Here is a 23840-nt window from a genome sequence, read left to right as displayed (position 1 = left end):
GAACCGGGGGCTGCCCGGGCGCGTCGAACCGGCATGAAACGGTATAAGAAGCGTCTGCTCCTGGCCGCGTTCCCGCTTCTGGTGGCCTGCGGTGCCGAAAAGGCGGACAGTGGGGCGATGGCCGCGTCCGAACCGGTGACCGGCGTCGAATGGCGGGTCGACAGCGTCACCGCCGGCGGCGCCCGCCACAGCGCGCCCCCCGGCGCCGCGCCCCGCCTGCGCATCGGCACCGACGGCACCGCGGCCGGCAACCTCGGCTGCAACCGGTTCAGCGCCCACGCCACCGTGCACGGCGACCGGATCACCTTCGGCGCGCTGCGCACCACCCGGATGGCCTGCGACCGGGCCCGGATGGACTTCGAACGGGCCCTCGCCCGGGTGCTCGACGGCCAGACGCTCACCGGCGCCGCCGGACCCGGCAGCCTCATGCTCACCAGCGGTCACGGTGACCGCGTGCACCTCACCCGTGGCACTCCCGGCTGATGTGCGACACCTCACTCGAAGAGCCCGGGAAACCTTTACCTAGGGCCTCGCGCGGCCCGCCCCGGAACCGGCCGGTCCGCCATGGTATGCGGTCTGACCTGCGAAGACGTAGAAACCACCAAGAGGGTCCCACGGGCGCGTCCACCGGCGGCGGCCCCTCCCCAATTCGGACCAGTGGTCGACCTCGCCTACACTCGGTGGCGTGCCACGTGGTGACGGTCGACTCAATCACGATCTGCTTCCCGGCGAAAAGGGCCCCCAGGACGCTTGCGGCGTCTTCGGCGTCTGGGCTCCGGGTGAAGAGGTCGCAAAGCTCACGTACTTCGGGCTCTACGCCCTCCAGCACCGGGGTCAGGAATCCGCGGGAATCGCGGTCAGCAACGGCTCCCAGATCCTCGTCTTCAAGGACATGGGCCTGGTCTCCCAGGTCTTCGACGAAACCTCGCTCGGTTCGCTCCAGGGTCATATCGCGGTCGGACACGCCCGCTACTCGACCACCGGCGCCTCCGTGTGGGAAAACGCCCAGCCGACGTTCCGTGCCACCGGGCACGGTTCGATCGCGCTCGGCCACAACGGCAACCTGGTCAACACGGCGCAGCTCGCCGAGATGGTCGCCGCCCTGCCCAACGACAACAACAGCCGCTCCACCCGGGTCGCGGCCACCAACGACACCGACCTGCTGACGGCCCTGCTGGCCGCCCAGGTCGACGAGGACGGCAAGCCGCTGACCGTCGAGGCGGCTGCCCACGCGGTCCTGCCGCAGGTGCGGGGCGCCTTCTCGCTCGTCTTCATGGACGAGCACACCCTCTACGCCGCCCGTGACCCGCAGGGCATCCGCCCGCTGGTCCTCGGCCGACTGGAGCGCGGCTGGGTGGTCGCCTCCGAGAGCGCCGCCCTGGACATCACCGGCGCCAGCTATGTGCGGGAGATCGAGCCGGGCGAGTTCGTCGCCATCGACGAGAACGGCCTGCGCAGCTCCCGATTCGCGGAAGCGAAGCCCAAGGGCTGTGTCTTCGAGTACGTGTACCTGGCCCGCCCGGACACCGACATCGCCGGCCGGAACGTGTACCTCTCCCGGGTCGAGATGGGCCGCCGGCTGGCCAAGGAGGCCCCGGCCGAGGCCGATCTGGTCATAGCGACCCCGGAGTCCGGCACCCCGGCCGCCATCGGCTACGCGGAAGCGTCCGGCATCCCCTTCGGCGCCGGCCTGGTGAAGAACGCCTATGTGGGCCGTACGTTCATCCAGCCCTCGCAGACCATCCGCCAGCTCGGCATCCGGCTGAAGCTGAACCCGCTGAAGGAAGTCATCAAGGGCAAGCGCCTGGTCGTCGTCGACGACTCGATCGTGCGCGGCAACACCCAGCGGGCCCTGGTCCGCATGCTCCGCGAGGCGGGCGCCGCCGAGGTGCACATCCGCATCTCCTCCCCGCCCGTGAAGTGGCCCTGCTTCTTCGGCATCGACTTCGCCACCCGCGCGGAGCTGATCGCCAACGGCATGACCATCGAGGAGATCGGCACCAGCCTCGGCGCCGACTCCCTCGCCTACATCTCCCTCGACGGCATGATCGAGGCGACCACGATCGCCAAGCCGAACCTGTGCCGCGCCTGCTTCGACGGCGAGTACCCGATGGAGCTGCCGGACCCGGAGCTGCTCGGCAAGCAGCTGCTGGAGACCGAGCTGGCCGCCGGTCCCGCCGCCACGGCCGCGGCCGACGCGATCCGCCGCCCGTAACACCCCCGCAGTACGACACGAAAGCTCTCACAGCCATGTCTGAGACAACTGGTGCCAGCTACGCAGCGGCGGGCGTCGACATCGAGGCGGGCGACCGCGCCGTCGAGCTGATGAAGGAGTGGGTGAAGAAGACCCAGCGCCCCGAGGTCCTGGGCGGCCTCGGCGGCTTCGCCGGGCTCTTCGACGCCTCCGCCCTCAAGCGCTACGAGCGCCCGCTGCTCGCCTCCGCCACGGACGGCGTCGGCACGAAGGTCGACATCGCCCGCCGCCTGGGCGTCTACGACACCATCGGCCACGACCTGGTCGCCATGGTCATGGACGACATCGTGGTGTGCGGCGCCGAGCCGCTGTTCATGACCGACTACATCTGCGTCGGCAAGGTGCACCCGGAGCGGGTCGCGGCCATCGTCAAGGGCATCGCGGAAGGCTGTGTGCTGGCCGGCTGCGCCCTGGTGGGCGGCGAGACGGCCGAACACCCCGGTCTGCTGGGCGCGGACGACTTCGACGTCGCCGGGGCCGGTACGGGCGTCGTGGAGGCCGACCGGCTGCTGGGCGCGGACCGCATCCGCACGGGTGACACCGTGATCGCCATGGCGTCCTCCGGTCTTCACTCCAACGGGTACTCCCTGGTCCGCCACGTCCTGCTGAACACGGCCGGCCTGGCGCTGGAGGCGGAGATCGCGGAGCTGGGCCGCACCCTCGGCGAGGAGCTGCTGGAGCCCACGAAGATCTACTCGCTGGACTGCCTGGCGCTGACCCGCACCGCCGAGGTGCACGCCTTCAGCCACATCACCGGCGGCGGGCTCGCCGCCAACCTGGCCCGGGTGATCCCGGACGGCCTGCACGCCGTGGTCGACCGCTCCACCTGGAGCCCGGGCGCCATCTTCGACCTGGTCGGCAGGACCGGGCAGGTGGAGCGCCTGGAGCTGGAGAAGACCCTGAACATGGGCGTGGGCATGATGGCGATCGTGCCGGCGGAGTCCACCGACGTGGCCCTCACGACCCTGGCCGACCGGGGTGTGGACGCCTGGGTGGCCGGCGAGATCACCGGGCGTGGCGAGAAGACGACCGGCGCCGAGCTGGTGGGCGACTACGCGTGAGGCGGGGCCTCCGGGTGTCCGGAGGCAGCGCAAAACCCGGTCCGGTGCTGAACGCCCCGGACCGGGAAAGTGCGGCGAAGATGCGGCTTGTGCGCCGCAGGCCTACGCGCCTCGACGATGCTGTGAGGGACCCTCGTCCTCGTCGTCGTCCTCGTAGAGGTCGGCGTAACGGGAGTACAGGTCGTCGTCGTCATGCTCATCGTCCGTGAAACGGTCGCCGTTAGGCGGCTGATTCGACGTCGATGCGCCCAGCTCCTCGGCCAGGCGTGAGAGATCCGTCCCGCCGCTGTTGTACTTCAGCTGGCGGGCGACCTTCGTCTGCTTGGCCTTGGCCCGGCCGCGCCCCATGGCTCGACCCCCTCAACGACGGGGCTCGACGGCCCCAGAGTCTGACACGCGTTCATGTTCCGGATCGGACTCTCCGTGGAGAGGCCGGTCCGTAGGGCTTCCACGGTACCTGAGCCCGCGGCCCTACGGTACGTCGCCCGCAGCACGCGCGTCTGCCCAGGACCTTCGAGGCGCCCTGTCCTCGCTGGTCAGTGGCGATTTTAACCACTTCTCGGGGAACGACCCGCCGGGGGAAGTGAGAGTTCTCTCGAAGTTCCCGCCGACGGGTACCGCTCAGGTGTGCGAACGGGTGGCGTCCGCGGCCCGGGCCGCGCGCGCGTCGGCCATCCGCTGCTCGGCGATCCGGTCGGCCGCGGCGGCCGGCGGAATCCCGTCCTTCTTCGCACGTGCGAATATGGCCAGCGTGGTGTCGAAGATCTGCGCGGCCTTCGCCCGGCACCGGTCGAAGTCGAACCCGTGCAGCTCGTCGGCCACCTGGATGACCCCGCCCGCGTTCACCACGTAGTCCGGCGCGTAGAGGATCCCGCGGTCGGCGAGGTCCTTCTCCACACCCGGGTGGGCCAGCTGGTTGTTGGCCGCACCGCAGACGATCCCGGCGGTGAGCACCGGCACGGTCAGGTCGTTCAGGGCGCCGCCGAGAGCGCACGGCGCGTAGATGTCGAGTCCCTCGGTCCGGATCAGCTCCTCGGTGCCGGCGACGGCCGTCACTCCGGCGGGGTGCTCGTCCAGGACGCGCCGGACGGCCTCCGCGCGCACGTCCGTGATCAGGACCTCGGCGCCCTCGTCGAGCAGGTGGCGCACCAGGTGGTGGCCGACCTTGCCGACCCCGGCGACACCGACCCTGCGGCCGCGCAGCGAGGGGTCGCCCCACAGGTGCTGGGCTGAGGCGCGCATGCCCTGGTAGACGCCGAAGGCGGTGAGCACCGAGGAGTCGCCGGCGCCGCCGTTCTCGGGCGAGCGGCCGGTGGTCCAGCGGCACGCGCGGGCCACGACGTCCATGTCGGCGACGTACGTGCCGACGTCGCAGGCGGTGACGTAGCGGCCGCCGAGGGAGGCGACCATGCGGCCGTAGGCGAGGAGCAGCTCCTCGGTCTTGTCGCGCTCCGGGTCGCCGATGATCACGGCCTTGCCGCCGCCGTGGCCGAGCCCGGCCATGGCGTTCTTGTACGACATCCCGCGCGCGAGGTTCAGCGCGTCGGCGACGGCCTCGGCCTCGGTCGCGTACGGGTAGAAGCGCGTGCCGCCGAGGGCGGGGCCCAGGGCGGTGGAGTGGACGGCGATCACGGCCTTGAGGCCGCTGGCGCGGTCCTGGCAGAGCACGACCTGCTCATGGCCGCCCTGGTCGGAGTGGAACAGGGTGTGCAGGACATCGGCAGGCGCGCCGGTTACGTCGGTCACTGTGGTGACTCCTGTGGACTAGCGGCGAGTGGGTCGGTCCCCGTACGGGTGGCGGGGAGCCGTGGCATGAGCGTAGAGCCTCGGCCCCGTCACCATCCGCTGCGTGTTCAGGATCACTCTCACGGGGCCCTGGCGCACGGATGACCGTGGCACGATGCGCAGTGGTTTCGAGCCGGGCCCACTGGGGAGGGAGCAGGCGTGCCGAAGGTGTCTTCCGTGGTCGTCCCCTATGCCGCCTACCTGCGTGTGTACGAGCCGCTGGGCGCCTTCCCGGAAGCCGAGCGCGCGCACTGGGCGCGCTACGCCCGCCGCCCCGACCGCCCCTCGTACCAGGACGAACTGCGCTCCTCCCTGGCCGACTTGGTGGCCGTCCCGCCGATCGCGGTCCCGGTGCGGGAGAGCGGGGACGCCTTCGTGCTGGAGGTGGACGGGGTCGTCTGCGTCTGCCCGTGGCGGACCCGGCTGCGCGGCTGGCAGGCCCTGGACGGGCCGGCGGAGGAGCTGCCCCCGCCGGTGCTGGACGCCGTGCTGCCGCCGGTGGTGCGCCGGCAGGCCGCGCAGGACTACGAGCGCTGGCTGGCCCGCAACCCCGACGCCCGCCCGTGGATCCGCACCGCGACCTGGCACGTGCCGCTGAACTGGTTCGTGCTGGTCGCGGACGAGGAGCGGCGGTACGACAAGGGAACCGCCGACGTGCCGCCGGTGCTGCGCTACCGCACGCCGATGGTGCAGGCCCGGCGCCGGGTGGCCCGGGCACTGCGGGCGCTGCGGGACGCCGTCGAGGACAGCGCGCTGACCGACGGGCTGCTGGACGTCGGCCGCTGGCTGGAGGAGTTCCACCCGCGCTCGCTGGTGGAGCTGGACTACGGCGGGCTGGTGCACGTGCTGCCGGCGGGCGAGCTGGAGGACGACCACTCGGCGGCGGACGTGGCCGCCGGCATCGAGGCGCTGCGCCGGGGCGACGGAACGGCCGCCGCGGAGGCGTACGGGCGGCTGGTGGAGCGCTGGCGGGCGGTCCGGGACCGGCGTTCCGCGAACTGAGTGACGTGCGTCACGGCCAAACCGGTGCCGGACGACGTACGTTCTCTCTCGCTTCGACCGGCTGACGGAGCGTTGGTCCGGATCTGGACTTTTATCCCAAGGGTGATGGACGGCACTTACAAGGCCCTTGCCCTGGAAGCCACCCCTCGTGCCAAAATAGGACAAGGAGTCCGGGGAGGACTCCGTCCGTCCACCTATGCTCAACTGTGGGCGGAATCTCAGCATTGCACGCTTTGGGGGGTCCGGTGACTCCTGAACGCCACTGTGACTGATCGTCACAGTGGCGTGACTGTCCGCTATGGCATGGTCCATCGGCTTCCGTCGCTGATGAACACCTGGGAGGGCAATTCCATCGGTTTGGCCGACGCGGCTGGACAGATGGTGTAGTTGTAGTGCCGAGGACAAGCCGTTCGTCCTATAACCGACTCGACTCGCGTCCGCCATTTCGGGCAACGCGGGTCAAGGTGCAGAATTTAGAGGAAAGAACCGAGAAGGTTCGGTTCTCCCGAGGAGGCCGCTCATGACCGCTCGCACCCCTGATGCCGAGCCGCTGCTGACCCCGGCTGAGGTCGCCACCATGTTCCGTGTCGACCCCAAGACGGTCACGCGGTGGGCGAAGGCCGGCAAGCTCACGTCCATCCGCACGCTCGGTGGGCACCGCCGCTACCGCGAGGCCGAGGTTCGCGCACTGCTGGCGGGCATCCCGCAGCAGCGCAGCGAGGCCTGAACAACTCCATAACCGGGCAAGACGGACGGTCCCCCAACCGGCCGAGGCGCCCGAAACCCTAGCTCCAAGCGACGCGGGACCTGCCCCAACAGGTCCCTCGCCCAAGCCGAAGACAACGTTGTAGGCAAGCGACACAGGGTGCGTCGTCGATCGCGCTGGACTCCGCCGGGTCCAGCGCGATTTTTTTGTGCGCGGAAGCCGGGGCGGGGCGGTGCCGGTGGGCGTCCTTGTCGGAGTCTGGGGATGCCTGTCGGAACCGCTGTGCGCGCGTCATGGGCACGGTGCAATTGCACATATTAAATTGACCTGTTGTATGACAGGGGTAAGTGCCTCTGTTTTCCATGCTCATGCGGTGACTCCCGTCACACGGCAGGATGCTTGCTGCCCGCGACCCGCATGCGCTAAAGAAGTGTGTCCTTCTCAGAGTCCCACCGCTGTACGGGTGTTGGGGCTCCGCGGGGTCCGGGGGCCGCTTCACGCGCGCCGCGGCCGGCCGTCCTCTCCGGCGTCCCGTCCGCTCTCCTGGTCGTACGGCCCGGTGTCCATCGCCAGGCGCAGGAGGCGGTGACAGACGGGGCAGTGGCGGGTGAGGTGCCGGTAGGACGAGGCGGCCGCCAGATGGGCCCTCAGGAGCGCTCGGGTCTCGTGCCTGACCGACGTAGCCATACGCCACCTCCAGGGGCCGCACAGAGGGAACGGGCCCTGCTCCCTGGGTACCGAGGGAAGGCGGCCCCGTCAACCCGGCGCGCTGCCCGGGTCGCGTCCCGGGCGGGCATACGACTGAGGCCCGCGTCCCTGACGGGATGCGGGCCTCAGCCTTCATGCGGTCCTGACGGGATTTGAACCCGCGGCCTCCACCTTGACAGGGTGGCGAGCACTCCAAACTGCTCCACAGGACCTTGCTCGCGGCGCTTGTTCGTGCGTTGCGCTGCGAGAAGGACTGTACAGGAGGGTGAGGGTCCTGGTCGAACTCACCCTCCGTACGGCAGCGGTTACGGCAGTGCCGCGTCGATCGCCTTCACGATCCGCTTGTCCGAGACCGGGTACGCCGTGCCCAGCGCGTGGGCGAAGTAGCTGACCCGGAGCTCCTCGATCATCCAGCGGATGTCCAGCACCTGCTGCGGCACCGGGCGGCCCTGGGGGAGCTGTTCCAGCAGCCAGGCGTACTCGTCGCGCATCTCGTGGACCTTCTCCATGCGGGTGGTGTCCCGCTGGACGTTGGCCGGCATCTGCTGCAGGCGCCGGTCGGCGGCCACCAGATAGCGCATCAGGTCGGGCAGCCGCCGTATGCCGGCCCAGGTGACGAAACCGGGCTTCACGAGGGCGTCGAGCTGCTTGCGCACGTCCGTCAGGTTCGCCAGCAGCACGGGGCTCGCGACGGCCTTCAGACGGCGCTCACAGGCCTGCCAGGCGGCGAGCACCTGCTGCACCTGGGCCACCGTGCGGACCGTGGTGTCCACGATCTCCGCGCGCACCTTGTCGTACAGCTTGCGGTACGACTCCTCGTCCCACGCCGGGCCGCCGAAGTCCGCGATCAGCTTGTCCGCCGCGGCCGTCGCGCAGTCGTCGAACAGGGCCTGGATCGACCCGTGCGGATTCGCGGACAGGGCCAGCTTCTGCTGGTTCGTCAGCTTCTCGGACGCGAACTTGGCCGGGTTCACCGGGATGTTGCGCAGGATCAGCCGGCGGGTGCCCTTCCACATGGCCTCGGCCTGCTCGGCCTCCGTGTCGAACAGACGGACCGACACCGTGTCACCGTCGTCCACCAGCGCCGGATACGCCTTCACCGGCTGGCCGGCCCGGCGCGTCTCGAACACCCGGGTCAGCGTGCCGATCGTCCAGTCCGTGAGGCCCCTGCGCTCCAGCGACTCGCCGCCCTCGCGGGACGCGGTGGCCGCCGCGGCCTGGGACAGGGCCTGGCGCGCCTTCGGCTTCAGCCGCAGCTTCAGCGTCTCCAGGTCCTTGTCCTCGGCCAGCTTCCGGCGCCGCTCGTCGACGATCCGGAAGGTGATCTTCAGATGGTCGGGGACCTTCGCCCAGTCGAAGTCGTCCGCCTCGAAGGGCACGCCGACCATCCGCTTCAGCTCGCGGGCCATCGTGACGGCCAGCGGTTCCTGGAGCGGCACCGCCCTCTCCAGGAACGCCTTCGCGTAGTTCGGCGCCGGTACGTAGTGGCGGCGGATCGGCTTGGGCAGGGAGCGGATCAGCTCCGTCACCACCTCCTCGCGCAGCCCCGGGATCTGCCAGTCGAAGCCCTCGTCCGTGACCTGGTTGAGCACCTGGAGCGGGATGTGCACCGTCACACCGTCGGCGTCCGCGCCCGGCTCGAACTGGTAGGTGACCTTGAACTTCAGGGCGCCCTGGCGCCAGGTGTCCGGGTAGTCGGCCTTGGTGACCGCCTCCGCCGACTCCCGGATGAGCATCTCCCGCTCGAAGTCCAGGAAGTCCGGCTGCTCCTGCCGCTTGCGCTTCCACCAGGAGTCGAAGTGGGCGCCGGAGACGACGTGGGCGGGCACCCGCTGGTCGTAGAAGTCGAACAGCGTCTCGTCGTCCACGACGATGTCCCGGCGCCGGGCGCGGTGCTCCAGCTCCTCGACCTCGCTGAGGAGTCTGCGGTTGTCGGCGAAGAACTTGTGGTGGGTGCGCCAGTCGCCCTCCACGAGCGCGTTGCGGATGAACAGCTCGCGGCTCGTCTCCGGGTCGATGCGGCCGTAGTTCACCTTCCGCTGGGCGACGATCGGGACGCCGTACAGCGTGACCTTCTCGTACGCCATCACGGCCGCCTGGTCCTTCTCCCAGTGCGGTTCGCTGTAGGTGCGCTTGAGCAGGTGCCCGGCGAGCGGTTCGACCCACTCCGGCTCGATCCTGGCGTTGACCCGCGCCCACAGGCGGCTCGTCTCCACCAGCTCGGCCGACATCAGGAACTTCGGCTGCTTCCGGAACAGCGCCGAGCCCGGGAAGACGGCGAACTTGGCGCTGCGGGCGCCCAGGTACTCGTTCTTGTTGCCGTCCTTCACGTCCTTCATCCCGATGTGGGACAGGAGGCCGGCCAGCAGGGAGACATGGACGCGGTCGGCCGGGGCGTCGTCCTCGTTGAGGTGGATGCCCATCTGCTTGGCGACCGTGCGCAGCTGCGTGTAGATGTCCTGCCATTCGCGGATGCGCAGGAAGTTCAGGTACTCCTGCTTGCACATCCGGCGGAAGGAGCTGGAGCCCCGCTCCTTCTGCTGCTCGCGCAGGTAGCGCCACAGGTTCAGATAGGCGAGGAAGTCGCTGGTCTCGTCCTTGAAGCGGGCGTGCTGCTGGTCGGCCTGGGCCTGTTTGTCGGCCGGGCGCTCGCGCGGGTCCTGGATGGACAGCGCGGCGGCGATGACCATGACCTCGCGGACGCAGCCGTTCTTGTCGGCCTCCAGCACCATCCGGGCCAGCCGCGGGTCGACCGGCAGCTGGGCCAGCTTGCGGCCGGTGTCCGTGAGCCGCTTGCGCGGGTCCTTCTGGGCCGGGTCCAGCGCGCCCAGCTCCTGGAGCAGCTGCACGCCGTCACGGATGTTGCGGTGGTCCGGCGGGTCGATGAACGGGAACTTCTCGATGTCGCCGAGGCCGGCCGCGGTCATCTGGAGGATGACGGAGGCGAGGTTCGTGCGCAGGATCTCCGCGTCCGTGAACTCCGGGCGGGCCAGGAAGTCGTCCTCGGAGTACAGCCGGATGCAGATGCCGTCGGAGGTACGGCCGCAGCGGCCCTTGCGCTGGTTGGCGCTGGCCTGGGAGACCGGCTCGATGGGCAGCCGCTGGACCTTGGTGCGGTGGCTGTACCGGCTGATCCGGGCGAAGCCGGGGTCGATGACGTACTTGATGCCCGGAACGGTCAGGGAGGTCTCGGCGACGTTGGTCGCCAGCACGATCCGGCGGCCGGTGTGCGGCTGGAAGACCCGGTGCTGCTCGGCGTGGGACAGCCGCGCGTACAGCGGCAGGACCTCCGTGGAGCGGTACCTCTTCTTCTCCAGGGCGTCCGCGGTGTCCCGGATCTCCCGCTCGCCGGAGAGGAAGACGAGGATGTCGCCGGGACCCTCGCCCATCAGCTCCTCTACGGCGTCGGTGATGGCGGTGATCTGGTCCCGGTCGGCGTCCTCGGCGTCCTCCTCCAGCAGCGGCCGGTAGCGCACCTCCACCGGATACGTCCGCCCGCTGACCTCGATGATCGGCGCGTCGCCGAAGTGCCGCGAGAAGCGCTCGGGGTCGATCGTCGCGGAGGTGATGACGACCTTCAGGTCCGGGCGTTCCGGCAGCAGCCGGGCCAGGTAGCCGAGCAGGAAGTCGATGTTCAGGGACCGCTCGTGGGCCTCGTCGATGATGATCGTGTCGTAGGCGCGCAGCTCGCGGTCGGTCTGGATCTCGGCGAGCAGGATGCCGTCCGTCATCAGCTTGACGAAGGTGGCGTCCGGGTTCACCTGGTCGGTGAAGCGGACCTTCCAGCCGACGGCCTCGCCGAGCGGGGTCTTCAGCTCCTCGGCGACACGTTCGGCGACGGTGCGGGCGGCGATCCGGCGCGGCTGGGTGTGCCCGATCATGCCGCGCACGCCCCGGCCCAGCTCCATACAGATCTTGGGGATCTGCGTGGTCTTCCCGGAGCCGGTCTCACCGGCCACGATGACGACCTGATGGTCGCGGATGGCGTCCGCGATCTCGTCCTTCTTCTGGCTGACCGGCAGCTGCTCGGGATAGGTGACGGCCGGGACGCGGGAGCGCCGCTCGGCCATCCGTTCCGCGGCGCGGCCGATCTCGGTCTCGATCTCGGTGAGGACGGCGGTGCGCGCCTCGGGCTTACGGATCTTGCGCGCGCCCTCCAGCCGCCGCCCGAGCCGGTGCGCGTCGCGCAGCGACAGCTCGGTCAGGCGGGAGGCGAGGGTGCCGAGGGCGGGGGCGGGATGCGTAGACATACGCGGTCCAGGATCTCACCTCGGCGGAAAATCACGCGAACGATTTGACTCGGGGCGAGATATCACTAGATGACCTAGCGTGGTCGATATGTCCGCACCCCGTCATGGTGAGCACGGCCGCCCGAAGACCCGAGCGGAGCGCTGGACGGCGTTCCGGCAGTCCCCGTTCCTGCCGGCCACGGTCCTGCTGTTCATCCTCTCGGCCGCGGCCGGCCTCTTCGCCGGCTCCTACACCTACGCCATGGCCAACCCCACCCCGCACAGCATCCCCACCGCGGTGACCGGCCACCACGACGAACCGGCCGCCCGGCGTTTCATCGACGGGATGGAGGAGGCGCTGGGCGCCTCGATGAAGGTGCACCCGTACGGCAGCCGGCGCGAGGCGGTGCGGGCGGTGGACGAGCAGAAGGTGTTCGCGGTCCTCGATGTGCCCGCCGGCGGCCGGGCGGTCACGCTGGACGTGTCGGGGGCGTCCGGGGCGACGGTCGCCCAGGTGCTCGGGGAGGCGGCGCAGCGGGCCGGCCAGGCCACCGGCACCACGGTGGTGGTCCGGGATCTCAAGCCGTTGCAGCGGGGCGATCCGCGCGGGCTGGCCATCTTCTACATCACCCTCGCCGCCGTGATCCTCGGCTTCGTCGGGGCCATCCAGCTCAGCGTGCACGCCAAGGCGCTCAACCCGATGGAGCGGATCGCCTACATCATCGCCTACGCCTTCCTCGGCGCGTTCACGATCGCCGCGGTGGTGGACTGGTGGCTGGGCGCGGTACGGCTGCCGTTCGTCGAGTCCTGGCTCATCCTCGCCCTGACGATGTTCACCTCCGGCATGGTGTTCACGATGTTCAACACCCTGGTCGGCCGGTGGGCCATGCTGCCGACCTGGGGCCTGATGGTGCTGCTGGGCAACCCGTCGTCCGGCGGCGCCGTCTCCTGGCCGCTGCTGCCGTCCCCGCTCGGCACGATCGGGCGCTGGCTGCCGCCCGGCGCCTCGGTGAACGCCCAGCACACCGCCGTGTACTTCCCGGGCTATCAGCACGCGTTCCCGTTCCTGGTGCTGACGGGCTGGGCGCTCGTCTCCTGCGCGGTCTTCCTGATCTGGCGCCACCGCCACCCGGGCGGCCGCTCGGTCGGTCACACCGAGGAGATCTAGCCGAGGCGATCGGGCGGAGGTGGTCCGGCGCAGGTGATCCGGCCGCGGGGCGCTACGGCGCGGACCGGGCGGACGGCGTCTGCGGGGCCTGCGGGGCCTGCGGGGCGGTCTCGGGGTGCCGGCGGGCCGGGCCGTCGCCGAGGGCGATCGAGCGCGCCGTGTTGGAGACCGCCTTGATGCCCAGATAGGCGGTGGTCACCCCGCTGACGGCGGTGAACGCGGCGGTGAGAAGACCGACGATCACCGACTTGTCCCCGCCGAGCTGCCACACGCCGAAGACCGCGATCCCGGCGATGGCGAGATTGGTGACGATGACCGCGGTCAGCCCGTACCTGGCCCGCTCCTTCTCCAGGCTGTCGTCCCGTATCGCTGCGTACTCGTCCCGGCTCATGACTCCCCCCGTCCTCGCGCACCACGCGCGATCAGCCCGAACGTAGCGGCGGCCGGGCGCACTGCCAAGGCGTCACCGGCCGCCGGCGCCGAGGAGGGCGGCGACCTCCCGCGCCGGCCACCGCTCCCCGGCACCGGGGCAGGCCGCGACGTACGCCGCGACCGCTTCCGCGTCCCAGGCGCCGGCGGACAGCAGACCCTCGGCCAGGAAGCGGACGTAGGCGGCGGAGGGCGCGACCCACGGCACGTCGTGCAGGCCCCACGGCGCCGTGAAGGTCAGCACGGGCAAGCCCGCCAGCCGGCCGGCACAGACGAGCGTCTCGTAGCGCCCGTCCCCGAGGACGGCCCGCCCGCGGGTGAGCACCTCCTCCAGGTCCAGGTCCCCGTCCGGCTCCCGGTACATCTCCTGCGCCGCGATGTCGGCGAACTGGCCGCTCGTCACCAGATGGGCCCTGGCCAGCACTCGTCCGCTGGGCTGAGGGTCGTAGAAGGCCCGCCCGCCGCCCCAGACCGGGGAGTGGGTGGCGAAGTACATCGCGCCGGTCAGTTCCACAGGGACCGACCGGGCCGGCATGGCGGGGTCGCGGCAGCCCGGGTACTCCCTCGCCGCGCCGGGCGGACGCCCGCCCTTGAGGTAGGCGGCGAGCCGGTCCAGGTGCGTGTTGGAGCCGTAGGAGGTGTACCAGACCCGTTCGGGATGCCGGTCGGACGGCAGGGCCGGGTCGATGCTCGGCAGGGCCTTCACCATGGGCTGCTCCGTCGGCGTACCGCGTGGCATGGCTGATACGGAAGAACCCCTCTCCGGGATTCCCGGAGAGGGGTTCAGGCCCTGGTCAGGGCGGTTGTGGCTGGGGCCGGGGTCGAACCGGCGACCTTCCGCTTTTCAGGCGGACGCTCGTACCAACTGAGCTACCCAGCCACGGTGTTTCACGTGAAACACCAGCGGTCCTGACGGGATTTGAACCCGCGGCCTCCACCTTGACAGGGTGGCGAGCACTCCAAACTGCTCCACAGGACCAAGCGTGTGTGCAACAGTGTTGCACACGGTAATGCGTGCCCCCAACGGGATTCGAACCCGTGCTACCGCCTTGAAAGGGCGGCGTCCTAGGCCGCTAGACGATGAGGGCTATCGGCCCGCCTGGGCGCTTCTCAGCGCGTCGGGGACGTGAGAAGCATATGGGATGGCGGGGGCTATCGCCAAAACGCTTTACGGCGCGGTCGTCGCGGTGCCCGTCGGGGAGGCGGGAGCGGAGGGCGAGGGGGAGCGCGGACCGCCGGTGGCGCCGGGCTGGTTCTCCTCCGCGAGATGGCGGCTGACCTCCGCCGTCGTCAGTCCCAGGCCGCCCAGCTCGATCGCGTCCCAGGCCTGCAGCCGGTGGCTGTCCCGGTCGAAGTAGAGGATCGACGCCTCGATCGGGGCGGGGTGCTCGTGTTCCACGGCGCGCAGTCCGCTGCCGCCGGTGGAGCCCTCCATGCGCAGCCGGGTGCCGTACGGCAGCGTCTTCGTGCCCTCGTGGTGCAGATGCCCGCAGAGCGCCAGCGGCACCAGGCCGTCCGTCTCCCGGGCGGCGGTCGGCTCGTGCGCGATGGCCACGTCCACGGGCGTGCCGGCCGCCTGCTGGTCGCGCAGGGCGCTGGCCAGCCGGGCGCCCGCCAGCTCCTCGGCCGCCTCGCCGCCGGGCACCGTCGAGCGGTCCGGGGTGAACTGCGGGTCGCCGGTGCCCGCGAACCGCAGGCCCGCCACCGTCTCGGCCCGGCCGTCGTCCAGGACGTGCACGTTCCTCATCCGCTCCAGATAGCGCTGGGTGGTCCGCGAGTCGTGGTTGCCGCGCACCCAGACGTACGGCACGCCCAGCTCCCGGACCGGGTCCAGGAAGCCGTTCTCCGCCGCCGTGCCGTGGTCCATCGTGTCGCCGGAGTCGACGATCACGTTCACCTGGTACTGCTTCACCAGAGAGCCGATGATCTTCCAGCTCGCCGGGTTGAGATGGATGTCCGACACGTGCAGGACCCGGATGGTGGAGGGGTCGGGCCGGTAGGCCGGGAGGGTGGAGGTGGCGTCGTAGAGCTTCGTCACGTTCGTCACCAGGCGTGCCAGCTCCTTCTGGTAGACGTCGAACTCCGTGACGATGCTGCGGGCGTTGCCGACCACGGACGGCGCCGAGCCGAGCAGCCCGGAGAACCTGGGCTCCAGGACCGACTTCGGGTTCCAGGTGGCGTACGCCGACGCGCCCGAGGCCGCCAGCAGCACCAGGGCCAGCCCGCCGGCGGCCAGGGCCCGGCGCGGCCGGCGGTAGACGGCGAGACCGAGCGCCGTGGCCCCGGACACCACGGCGACGCCCGAACGCACGGCCAGGTCCAGCGCCCCGTGCTCGACGTCCCGGGCCACCTCCTCCTGGAGCCCCGAGAGCCGCTCCGGGTGGTCGACCAGCGCCCGGGAGCGCAGCGGGTCCAGCCGGTCGACGTTCACGTCCAGGCGGAGCGGCGCCGCGTGGCTGTCCAGGGAGAGCGCGCCCAGCGGGGACACGTTGATCTTCGTGCCGCCGGTGAGGGACGGACGCAGCGCCATCGTCGTGTCCACCGGGCCGACCGGGGCCCGGACGCTGCCGACGATCAGCAGGCCCAGCCAGGCCCCGGCGAGGACGACCGCGGTCAGACCGAGGGCGCGTGACCAGGGGCGCGGGCGGGCGGCGAGTTCCAGACGGGGGAGCGGTCGGTGCGGGGTCCGGTTCGGCATGGCGCTCAGGGCTGGGACGGGGTTGCGGGCATTGGTCCCGTATGCCCATGTCACGGGGTGGATATGCGGCGCCGTTCCCGGACAATGGCCCTGTGCTGGAGATGACGCGCGAGGAGTTCGAGGAACTGGTCGCCGAGGCGCTGGACCGGATCCCGCCGGAGCTGACACGGCTGATGGACAACGTCGCGGTGTTCGTCGAGGACGAACCGCCGGCCGACGATCCCGAGCTGCTCGGGCTGTACGAGGGGACGCCGCTGACCGAGCGGGGCGAGTGGTACGCCGGCGTCCTGCCGGACCGGATCACCGTCTACCGCGGGCCGACGCTCAGGATGTGCGCGTCCCGCGAGGACGTGGTGGCGGAGACCGAGGTGACGGTGGTCCACGAGATCGCCCACCACTTCGGGATCGACGACGCCCGGCTGCACGCGCTCGGGTACGGGTGAGGGGTCCCGGGCGAGGAGTCCCGGGCGCGGCGCGTGTCCTCTTGCGGGCGGCGGGAGTTGGGGAGGTTGACTCCTTCCCTCTGCCTCCGGAGGTGGCCGCAGTGCGCCCCATGTACGTACCCGTCCGGCTCGCCGTCACGGTGCTGGCCGTCACCACCGCCGCCGGCTGCGTGAACGTGGGCGACGACGCGGACCGGGCCCGCCCTTCCCACTCGGCCGGGCAGCGGGGCGGGGAGGTGCCCGACGGCGGGCCGGTGGCGGGCGCGGGCGGCTTCGCCGGCGAGGGCTGGGCCGGCCCCGGCACCCACGGGCACGGCGGCAAGGCGAAGCCCGGGAAGTCCGCCCGGGCGTCGGCGCCGCCGCCGGGTGCGGACCGCGCGACGCAGGCGCCCCGGAAGCCGGGCAAGCCGGGGAAGCCCGGTGAGCCGGGGGCGACCGCCGCGCCCGGCGACCCGGTGCCGACCAAGGCGCCGCCGACGCCTCCGGCCACCTCCGCCCCGCCCGAACCACCGCCCTCCACCCCGCCGCCGCCCGCCTCGGAGCCGCCGTCGGCCGAGCCGTCCGCGTCGGCGCACGACGAGACGGGGCCCCAGCTCGGCCAGCGGGAGCCGGCACCGGCGGCCGGCCTGGCGGCACCGAGGCGCCACCGGACGTAACGCGCCCACCGCGCCCACTGCCTCCACCGCGTCCACAATGCGTCGCGTCCACGGTGTCCACGGGGCGGCCGGACCCTCGCTGACGTGCGGCTCTACGGTCCGGTTTGCCTTCAGGGGTGGTAGGTGCGTATGGTGGTAGATCGTTTGATCCCATTTGCCCGGCGCCACCACAGAGCGCGCCGTGTGGCGCGTACTCTCCTTTGCCGTGGCGGACCGCATCGAGGCGGTCGTGAGCGAATCACGGAGTTGACGGGCGCGTGCCGACGAGACTCCGGAAGGTTTCGCATTCGCATGTCCGTGTCCAGCACTGACCAGATCGTCGTATCCGAGAACGAGAACGAACTCATCGACACCGAGAACGCACTCGTCGACGAGACGACCGAGGTCACCGAGGCCCCCGAGGCCGCTGACACCACCGAGTCCCCCCAGATCACCTTCGCCGACCTCGGCCTCCCCGAGGGCATCGTGCGCAAACTCGCGCAGAACGGCGTGACGACCCCCTTCCCGATCCAGGCCGCGACCATCCCGGACGCCCTGGCCGGCAAGGACATCCTCGGCCGTGGCCGCACCGGCTCCGGCAAGACCCTCTCCTTCGGCCTGCCGACCCTGGCCCTGCTGGCCGGCGGCCGCACCGAGAAGCGGCGGCCCCGCGCCGTCATCCTCACCCCGACCCGCGAGCTGGCCATGCAGGTCGCCGACGCCCTCCAGCCGTACGGCGACGTGCTCGGCCTGAAGATGAAGGTCGTCTGCGGCGGTACGTCCATGGGCAACCAGATCTACGCCCTGGAGCGCGGCGTCGACGTCCTCGTCGCCACCCCGGGCCGGCTGCGCGACATCATCAACCGCGGTGCCTGCTCCCTGGAGGACACCCGGATCGCCGTCCTCGACGAGGCCGACCAGATGTCCGACCTGGGCTTCCTGCCCGAGGTCACCGAGCTGCTCGACCAGGTCCCGGCCGGCGGTCAGCGGATGCTCTTCTCCGCCACGATGGAGAACGAGATCAAGACCCTGGTCGACCGCTACCTGACCGAGCCGGTCCTGCACGAGGTGGACGCGGCCCAGGGCGCGGTGACGACCATGTCGCACCACATCCTCATCGTGAAGCCCAAGGACAAGGCGCCGGTCACGGCCGCGATCGCCTCCCGCAAGGGCCGCACGATCATCTTCGTCCGCACCCAGCTGGGCGCCGACCGCGTCGCCGAGCAGCTGCGCGAGGCCGGGGTGAAGGCCGACGCGCTGCACGGCGGCATGACCCAGGGCGCCCGTACCCGCACGCTGGCCGACTTCAAGGACGGCTACGTCAACGTCCTGGTCGCCACCGACGTCGCCGCGCGCGGCATCCACGTCGACGGCATCGACCTGGTGCTGAACGTGGACCCGGCCGGCGACCACAAGGACTACCTGCACCGCGCCGGCCGCACCGCGCGCGCCGGCCGCACCGGCACGGTCGTCTCCCTGTCGCTGCCGCACCAGCGCCGCCAGATCTTCCGCCTGATGGAGGACGCCGGCGTCGACGCGGCCCGTCACATCGTCCAGGGCGGCGACGCCTTCGAACCGGAGGTCGCCGAGATCACCGGCGCCCGCTCCATGACGGAGGTCCAGGCCGAGTCGGCCGCCAACGCCGCCCAGCAGGCCGAGCGCGAGGTGGCTCAGCTCACCAAGGAGCTGGAGCGCGCCCAGCGCCGCGCGACCGAGCTGCGCGAGGAGGCCGACCGGCTGGTCGCCCGGGTCGCCCGCGAGCGCGGCGAGGACCCGGAGACGGCGGTGGCCGAGGCCCAGGCGACGGCGGCTGCCGAGCAGCTCGCCGTGGCCGAGGAGCCGGCAAAGCGCGCGCCCGAGCGCGAGGAGCGTCCGGCGGCCTCGGCCCCGTACGAGCGCCGTGAGCGTCGTGACGACCGGGGCGGGCGTTCCTTCGAGCGTCGCGATGACCGCCGGGATGACCGTGGTGGCCGTGGCTTCGAGCGTCGTGACGACCGGGGCGGCCGTTCCTTCGAGCGTCGTGACGACCGCCGGGACGACCGTGGTGGCCGTGGCTTCGAGCGTCGTGACGACCGCGGTGGCCGTTCCTTCGAGCGTCGCGATGACCGCCGGGACGACCGTGGCGGCCGTTCCTTCGACCGCCGGGACGACCGCGGTGAGCGCCGCGACGACCGCGGCGACCGCCGTCCGTTCGACCGCGACCGTGGTTTCGAGCGCCGGGACGACCGTCGCGACGACCGCCGTGACGACCGTGGCGGCCGTTCCTTCGAGCGCCGTGACGACCGGGGCGGCTTCCGCCGGGAGGAGCGCGGTGGCTTCCGCCGCGACGAGCGCACCGGGCACCGCGGCAGCGACCGTCCGTTCAACCGCGACCGTCGCGACGACCGTCCGGGCTTCCTCCCCCACTCTCGGCGGCCCTCGAGCGGGGGGACCCCCACCGGCGGCCACGAGCGCCCCGGTCGGCGTGACGACCACCGTGGCACCGGCTCCTTCGGGCGCCGCGACGACAAGCCGCGCTGGAAGCGCAACGGCTGACGCCGACTTCAGGCAAGGGCAAGGGCCCGCACGACACCGTTCGTGCGGGCCCTTCCGCATGCCCGGCGCCCGGCGCATATGACATCGCCCGGCAGGGCATTGCTGGGGGCATGACAGATGAAGCGGGCGCGACGGGAAAGCCGGGAGCGGCGAGGGGAACCGGCACGACGGGAGCGCCGGGGGATACGGGGGCGGGCGGGCAGCGGTCCGCGGCCGGCCTGTCGGACGAGGAACGGCTGGCCCAGCTCGGTTACACCCAGGTCCTCGCCCGCCGGATGTCGGCGTTCTCGAACTACGCCGTCTCCTTCACGATCATCTCGGTGCTCTCCGGCTGCCTGACGCTCTACCTCTTCGGCATGACCACGGGCGGCCCCGCGGTGATCACCTGGGGCTGGGTCGCGGTCGGTCTGATGACCCTGTTCGTGGGCCTGTCGATGGCCGAGATCTGCTCGGCGTACCCGACCTCGGCGGGCCTGTACTTCTGGGCCCACCGGCTGGCGCCCGCGCGTTCGGCGGCGGCCTGGGCGTGGTTCACGGGCTGGTTCAACGTACTGGGCCAGGTGGCGGTGACCGCGGGCGTCGACTTCGGCGCGGCCTCCTTCCTGGGCGCCTATCTGAACCTCCAGTTCGGCTTCGGGGTGAGCCCCGGCCGTACGGTGGCGCTGTTCGCGGCGATCCTCCTCCTGCACGGCCTGCTGAACACCTTCGGCGTCCGGATCGTCGCGTTCCTCAACAGCGTGAGCGTGTGGTGGCACGTCCTCGGCGTCCTGGTGATCACCGGCGCGCTGGCGCTGGTCCCCGACCACCACCGGTCGGCGTCCTTCGTGTTCACGCACTTCGTCAACGAGACCGGCTGGGGCAGCGGCCCCTACGTCGTCCTCCTGGGCCTGCTGATGGCCCAGTACACCTTCACCGGCTACGACGCCTCCGCCCACATGACCGAGGAGACCCGCGACGCCGCCACGGCCGGCCCGAAGGGCATCGTCCGCTCGATCTGGACGTCCTGGATCGCCGGCTTCGTCCTGCTCCTCGGCTTCACCTTCGCCATCCAGTCGTACGACAGGGAACTCGCCTCCCCGACCGGCGCCCCGCCCGCCCAGATCCTCCTGGACGCGCTCGGGGCGACGGCCGGCAAGCTGCTCCTGCTGGTGGTGATCGGCGCCCAGCTCTTCTGCGGCATGGCCTCCGTCACCGCCAACAGCCGCATGATCTACGCCTTTTCCCGGGACGGCGCGCTGCCCTTCTCCCGCCTCTGGCGCACGGTGAGCCCGCGCACCCGCACGCCCGTGGCGGCGGTCTGGCTGGCCGCGCTGGGCGCCCTCGCCCTCGGCCTGCCCTACCTGATCAACACGACGGCCTACGCGGCGGTGACCTCGATCGCGGTCATCGGCCTGTACATCGCCTACGTCATCCCGACCTTCCTGCGGGTCCGCAAGGGCGCCGCGTTCGACCGCGGGCCCTGGCACCTGGGCCGCTGGTCGGGGGTGATCGGAGCGGTGTCGGTGACGTGGGTGCTGGCGATCACGGTCCTGTTCATGCTCCCGCAGGTGTCCCCGGTCTCCTGGAAGACCTTCAACTACGCCCCGGTCGCCGTCCTGGTCGTCCTGGGCTTCGCCGCGACCTGGTGGCTGGCCTCGGCCCGCCACTGGTTCCTCACCGGCCGCCCCGCCCAGGCCGAAAAGTAACCCTCCCGCCCCTCCGACACCGCCGCACCCCCGATACCCGATCGGCGACACGTCCCGGTCCGGCTATGCTCGGACAGGCAACATCGCCTGGGCCCTTAGCTCAATTGGCAGAGCAGTGGACTTTTAATCCATTGGTTGTGGGTTCGAGTCCCACAGGGCCTACGGCGGCGGGTGAGGGGGTCACCCCCTCTGACCTGCTACGCAGCGCTCGGGTCGGCCTCGGTCGACTCGGGCGCTGTGTCGTTCTCCGGCTCTTGCGTGAGCGATGCGTGAGCGGATGCGCCTGTGTCCTGCGGATCGGCCGGGACCGAGGCGGACGGTTCGGCATGCCGGACGTGGCGTCCGGGTCCGGTCATGGCCGGGCGCGGTCGTCGGGAAAGCGTTGTGCCGGGCGCCACCGGGCAGAAGTCTGCTCCCCGTGACCACAACAGAGGCTGCGAACACCGCACCGTCCCGGCTCGTCCGTTCCTTCGGCCAGCTCGCGGACCTGGACCCCGACCGACCGGTCGTGACCCTGTTCAGCGGCGGGCTGGACAGCTCCTATCTGCTGCTGCGCCTGCGCCGGATGGGGCTGCGCGAGGTGCACGCCGTGAGCGTGGACATCGGCGAGGACGAGTCCGGCCCCTACAAACGCCAGGTGGCCGAGGCGCTCGGCGCACGGCTCCACCTGCTCGACCGACGCGCGGAGTTCGCCGACCGTTTCGTCGCACCGGCTATCGCCGCGCAGGCCGTGTACCTCGGCATCCACCCCGTCAGCTCCACGCTCAGCCGTCCGCTCATCGCGGAGACCGCGGTGCAGCTGGCCCGCTCGCTGGGCGCACAGGCCGTCCTGCACACCGCCAACCGCTCGCAGAACACCCTGCGCCGGCTCAACGGAGCGCTGGCGCTCCTGGGGTACGAGGGCGCGTACGGCAGCCCGTACGACCTCGACCCCGTCACCCGTGAGGACAAGCTGAACGCCCTGCGCGCCGCCGGGGTCGACCTGCTGGCCGGACGGATCGTGAGCGGCGACTCCAACCTGTGGTGCCGCGAGTTCGAGTCGGGGATCCTCGACGATCCCGAACGGCACGAGGTGCCGGAGGAGATGTACGCGTGGAGCCGGCCCACCGCCGCGCCGGGCGCCACCGAACTGCTCACCGTCACCGTCGAGAACGGCCGCCCCGTCGCACTGGACGGGGCCCGGCTGCCGCTCACCGAGCTGATCGAGCTGCTCAACCGGCGCGTGGGCGCCTACGGGCTGGGCCGCTACTCGGGCCTGGAGCACCTGGACCACGGCGAGAAGGTCCTGGAGATCCGCGAGATGCCGGCCGCCTGGCTGCTGCTGAGCACCTACCGGCACATCGAGAGCGCCTGCCTGGACGCCGAACTCGTCCTGCAGAAGCGGCACCTGGAGCAGCTCTGGGTGCGGGAGGCGCTGGAGGGCCGGTGGTTCGGCGAACTGCGGCTGGCCGCCCAGTCGTTCGTCGACGCCTGCGCGTCCCGGACCAGCGGCAGCGTCACCTGGCGGCTGCGCACGGGCGGTGCCGACACCCGGTCCATCACCGCCGGCCGGCCGCTGTACCTGCGGGACCGGGAGGAGTGGGAGGAGCTGGCGATCGCCGCCGAGTCGGCGCCGTTCGACGCTCCCGCCGTCCCCGCGCTGCTTCCCGCGACCGCCTGACCACACCCCGCTTCCCGACGTACGGAGTCGCACCCATGACCACCGCCCTCGCCCACCCCGCCGCCCTCGACGCCGTCGCCGCCCTGTCCGGGCCCGGCGGGCATCTGATGCCGTCGGCCGCGCTGTCCTCGCTGCTCGGTGCCGACGCCTCCGACTGGGCGCGGTTCGCCGCGCACTGGGACGAGCTGACCCTCGACACTTACATGGCCGACGGCGGCACGTACCGCTTCCGCCGCTACGGCCAGTTCGACCTGGATCCGGCCGCGGGGGAGCTGACGCTGCTGCCGCACGAGCCGTACCGGCAGGACACCGACGTCAACCCGCTCAACGGCGGCATCGAGCGGATCTTCGACCCGCTGACGGTGTCGTTCGTGGGCGACCCGCTGCTGCGCTCGGTGCTCGTCACGCTCGGCCGGATCTTCAGCTCCGCCCTCGGCCGGGAGACAGACGGCACCCGGCGCTGGAACGTCAAGCTGCACCCGTACCGGATCAGCGCCGCCGACGGACAGGTGGGCCAGCCCGCTCCCGAGGGCCGGCACCGCGACGGGGTCACCTTCATCACCTCGCTGCTGATCGGCCGCACCAACGTCGTCGGCGGCGAGAGCGGGGTGTACGCCGACTCGGGCGCCCACCTGCTGACGACTACGCTGTCCGAGCCCGGTGACCTGCTGCTGGGCGACGACCGCCGCACGCTGCACTCGGTGACCCCGGTGCACCCGGTGGATCCCGCGCTGCCCGCACACCGTGACGTCCTGGTGATCGCGTACACAGCGCGCTGAGGGCCGGCCCCGCGCGCCGGGCGCCCGCCCCTTTCGCAGCACCGTCTTCGCAGCACCGTCGTC

19 protein-coding genes and 5 tRNA genes are annotated in these 23840 nt (G+C 71.4%); 13 read left to right on the top strand and 11 right to left on the bottom strand.

From position 1 onward, the window contains the following. Nucleotides 1–117: 117 nt before the first annotated feature. From ACZ4SV_RS30960 to purM, 3 genes are all read left to right on the top strand, one after another. On the top strand, nt 118–483 hold the full coding sequence (locus ACZ4SV_RS30960; RefSeq protein ID WP_468008194.1) for an META domain-containing protein: 366 nt from the start codon (nt 118–120) through the stop codon (nt 481–483). Between the two features lie 202 nt (nt 484–685). Then, nucleotides 686–2215 carry an amidophosphoribosyltransferase gene (purF, locus tag ACZ4SV_RS30955; protein ID WP_365876886.1) on the top strand — a complete coding sequence of 510 codons (1530 nt, stop codon included), beginning with the start codon at nt 686–688 and terminating at the stop codon, nt 2213–2215. A gap of 35 nt (nt 2216–2250) precedes the next feature. Then, nucleotides 2251–3315, top strand: a complete 1065-nt coding sequence (purM, locus tag ACZ4SV_RS30950; protein ID WP_365876888.1) for a phosphoribosylformylglycinamidine cyclo-ligase — start codon at nt 2251–2253, stop codon at nt 3313–3315. 102 nt (nt 3316–3417) lie between these two features. Here purM and ACZ4SV_RS30945 read toward each other — a convergent pair whose 3' ends face one another. Together ACZ4SV_RS30945 and ACZ4SV_RS30940 are read right to left on the bottom strand one after the other, a co-directional pair. After that, nucleotides 3418–3663 carry a DUF3073 domain-containing protein gene (locus ACZ4SV_RS30945; protein WP_365876890.1) on the bottom strand — a complete coding sequence of 82 codons (246 nt, stop codon included), beginning with the start codon at nt 3661–3663 and terminating at the stop codon, nt 3418–3420. Nucleotides 3664–3936: 273 nt separating this feature from the next. Next, nucleotides 3937–5061, bottom strand: coding sequence for a Leu/Phe/Val dehydrogenase (locus ACZ4SV_RS30940; RefSeq protein ID WP_468008190.1), 1125 nt, complete (start codon nt 5059–5061; stop codon nt 3937–3939). 198 nt (nt 5062–5259) lie between these two features. Between ACZ4SV_RS30940 and ACZ4SV_RS30935 the strand changes: the two genes are divergently transcribed. After that, nucleotides 5260–6102 (top strand): DUF8083 family protein, encoded by an 843-nt coding sequence (locus tag ACZ4SV_RS30935; RefSeq protein ID WP_468008188.1) that lies wholly within the window; start codon nt 5260–5262, stop codon nt 6100–6102. A 520-nt stretch (nt 6103–6622) separates the two neighbouring features. After that, complete coding sequence (gene bldC, locus ACZ4SV_RS30930; protein WP_003949541.1) at nt 6623–6829, top strand: developmental transcriptional regulator BldC; 207 nt, start codon at nt 6623–6625, stop codon at nt 6827–6829. A 474-nt stretch (nt 6830–7303) separates the two neighbouring features. On the opposite strand, the gene ACZ4SV_RS30925 is transcribed toward bldC, so the two are convergent. From ACZ4SV_RS30925 to hrpA, 3 genes are all read right to left on the bottom strand, one after another. Further along, entirely contained in the window at nt 7304–7495 is a 192-nt protein-coding gene (locus tag ACZ4SV_RS30925; RefSeq protein ID WP_468008186.1) for a DUF6274 family protein, read from the bottom strand. Nucleotides 7496–7653: 158 nt separating this feature from the next. Next, a tRNA-Asp gene (locus ACZ4SV_RS30920) sits at nt 7654–7728 on the bottom strand. 93 nt (nt 7729–7821) lie between these two features. Continuing rightward, nucleotides 7822–11766: an ATP-dependent RNA helicase HrpA gene (hrpA, locus tag ACZ4SV_RS30915; RefSeq protein ID WP_468008184.1), complete on the bottom strand. Its 3945-nt coding sequence runs from the start codon at nt 11764–11766 to the stop codon at nt 7822–7824. Nucleotides 11767–11854: 88 nt separating this feature from the next. Between hrpA and ACZ4SV_RS30910 the strand changes: the two genes are divergently transcribed. Next, nucleotides 11855–12913 (top strand): ABC transporter permease, encoded by a 1059-nt coding sequence (locus tag ACZ4SV_RS30910; RefSeq protein WP_365882577.1) that lies wholly within the window; start codon nt 11855–11857, stop codon nt 12911–12913. A gap of 52 nt (nt 12914–12965) precedes the next feature. Here the strand turns inward: ACZ4SV_RS30910 and ACZ4SV_RS30905 are convergent, their stop codons facing one another. From ACZ4SV_RS30905 to ACZ4SV_RS30880, 6 genes are all read right to left on the bottom strand, one after another. After that, nucleotides 12966–13304: a hypothetical protein gene (locus tag ACZ4SV_RS30905; RefSeq protein ID WP_468008182.1), complete on the bottom strand. Its 339-nt coding sequence runs from the start codon at nt 13302–13304 to the stop codon at nt 12966–12968. Nucleotides 13305–13376: 72 nt separating this feature from the next. Beyond that, complete coding sequence (locus tag ACZ4SV_RS30900; RefSeq protein WP_468008377.1) at nt 13377–14051, bottom strand: histone deacetylase; 675 nt, start codon at nt 14049–14051, stop codon at nt 13377–13379. A gap of 97 nt (nt 14052–14148) precedes the next feature. Next, nucleotides 14149–14222 (bottom strand) — tRNA-Phe (locus ACZ4SV_RS30895). Nucleotides 14223–14246: 24 nt separating this feature from the next. Continuing rightward, nucleotides 14247–14321: transfer RNA gene (locus ACZ4SV_RS30890), tRNA-Asp, on the bottom strand. A gap of 36 nt (nt 14322–14357) precedes the next feature. Further along, nucleotides 14358–14430: transfer RNA gene (locus tag ACZ4SV_RS30885), tRNA-Glu, on the bottom strand. An 80-nt stretch (nt 14431–14510) separates the two neighbouring features. Next, entirely contained in the window at nt 14511–16040 is a 1530-nt protein-coding gene (locus ACZ4SV_RS30880; RefSeq protein ID WP_468008180.1) for a metallophosphoesterase family protein, read from the bottom strand. 92 nt (nt 16041–16132) lie between these two features. Here ACZ4SV_RS30880 and ACZ4SV_RS30875 point away from each other — a divergent pair, with 92 nt between their 5' ends. The 7 genes from ACZ4SV_RS30875 to ACZ4SV_RS30845 all read left to right on the top strand — a co-directional run bounded on the left by ACZ4SV_RS30875 (nt 16133) and on the right by ACZ4SV_RS30845 (nt 23777). Next, nucleotides 16133–16483, top strand: a complete 351-nt coding sequence (locus ACZ4SV_RS30875; protein ID WP_365882569.1) for a metallopeptidase family protein — start codon at nt 16133–16135, stop codon at nt 16481–16483. Nucleotides 16484–16593: 110 nt separating this feature from the next. Continuing rightward, the gene (locus ACZ4SV_RS30870; protein ID WP_468008177.1) at nt 16594–17139 is read left to right on the top strand and encodes a hypothetical protein; all 546 of its coding nucleotides are present in this window, start codon (nt 16594–16596) and stop codon (nt 17137–17139) included. A gap of 291 nt (nt 17140–17430) precedes the next feature. Next, the gene (locus tag ACZ4SV_RS30865; RefSeq protein ID WP_468008175.1) at nt 17431–19653 is read left to right on the top strand and encodes a DEAD/DEAH box helicase; all 2223 of its coding nucleotides are present in this window, start codon (nt 17431–17433) and stop codon (nt 19651–19653) included. A gap of 110 nt (nt 19654–19763) precedes the next feature. After that, on the top strand, nt 19764–21338 hold the full coding sequence (locus ACZ4SV_RS30860) for an amino acid permease (RefSeq protein WP_468008173.1): 1575 nt from the start codon (nt 19764–19766) through the stop codon (nt 21336–21338). Between the two features lie 89 nt (nt 21339–21427). Further along, a tRNA-Lys gene (locus tag ACZ4SV_RS30855) sits at nt 21428–21500 on the top strand. Between the two features lie 256 nt (nt 21501–21756). Continuing rightward, nucleotides 21757–22998 (top strand): argininosuccinate synthase-related protein, encoded by a 1242-nt coding sequence (locus tag ACZ4SV_RS30850; protein WP_468008170.1) that lies wholly within the window; start codon nt 21757–21759, stop codon nt 22996–22998. 35 nt (nt 22999–23033) lie between these two features. Beyond that, nucleotides 23034–23777 (top strand): 2OG-Fe dioxygenase family protein, encoded by a 744-nt coding sequence (locus ACZ4SV_RS30845; protein ID WP_365874478.1) that lies wholly within the window; start codon nt 23034–23036, stop codon nt 23775–23777. Nucleotides 23778–23840: the final 63 nt, after the last annotated feature.

Source organism: Streptomyces sp. NPDC027672 (assembly GCF_055566335.1).
The sequence above is the reverse complement of the archived record's forward strand: the minus strand, read 5'-3'. Positions and strand labels throughout refer to the sequence as shown.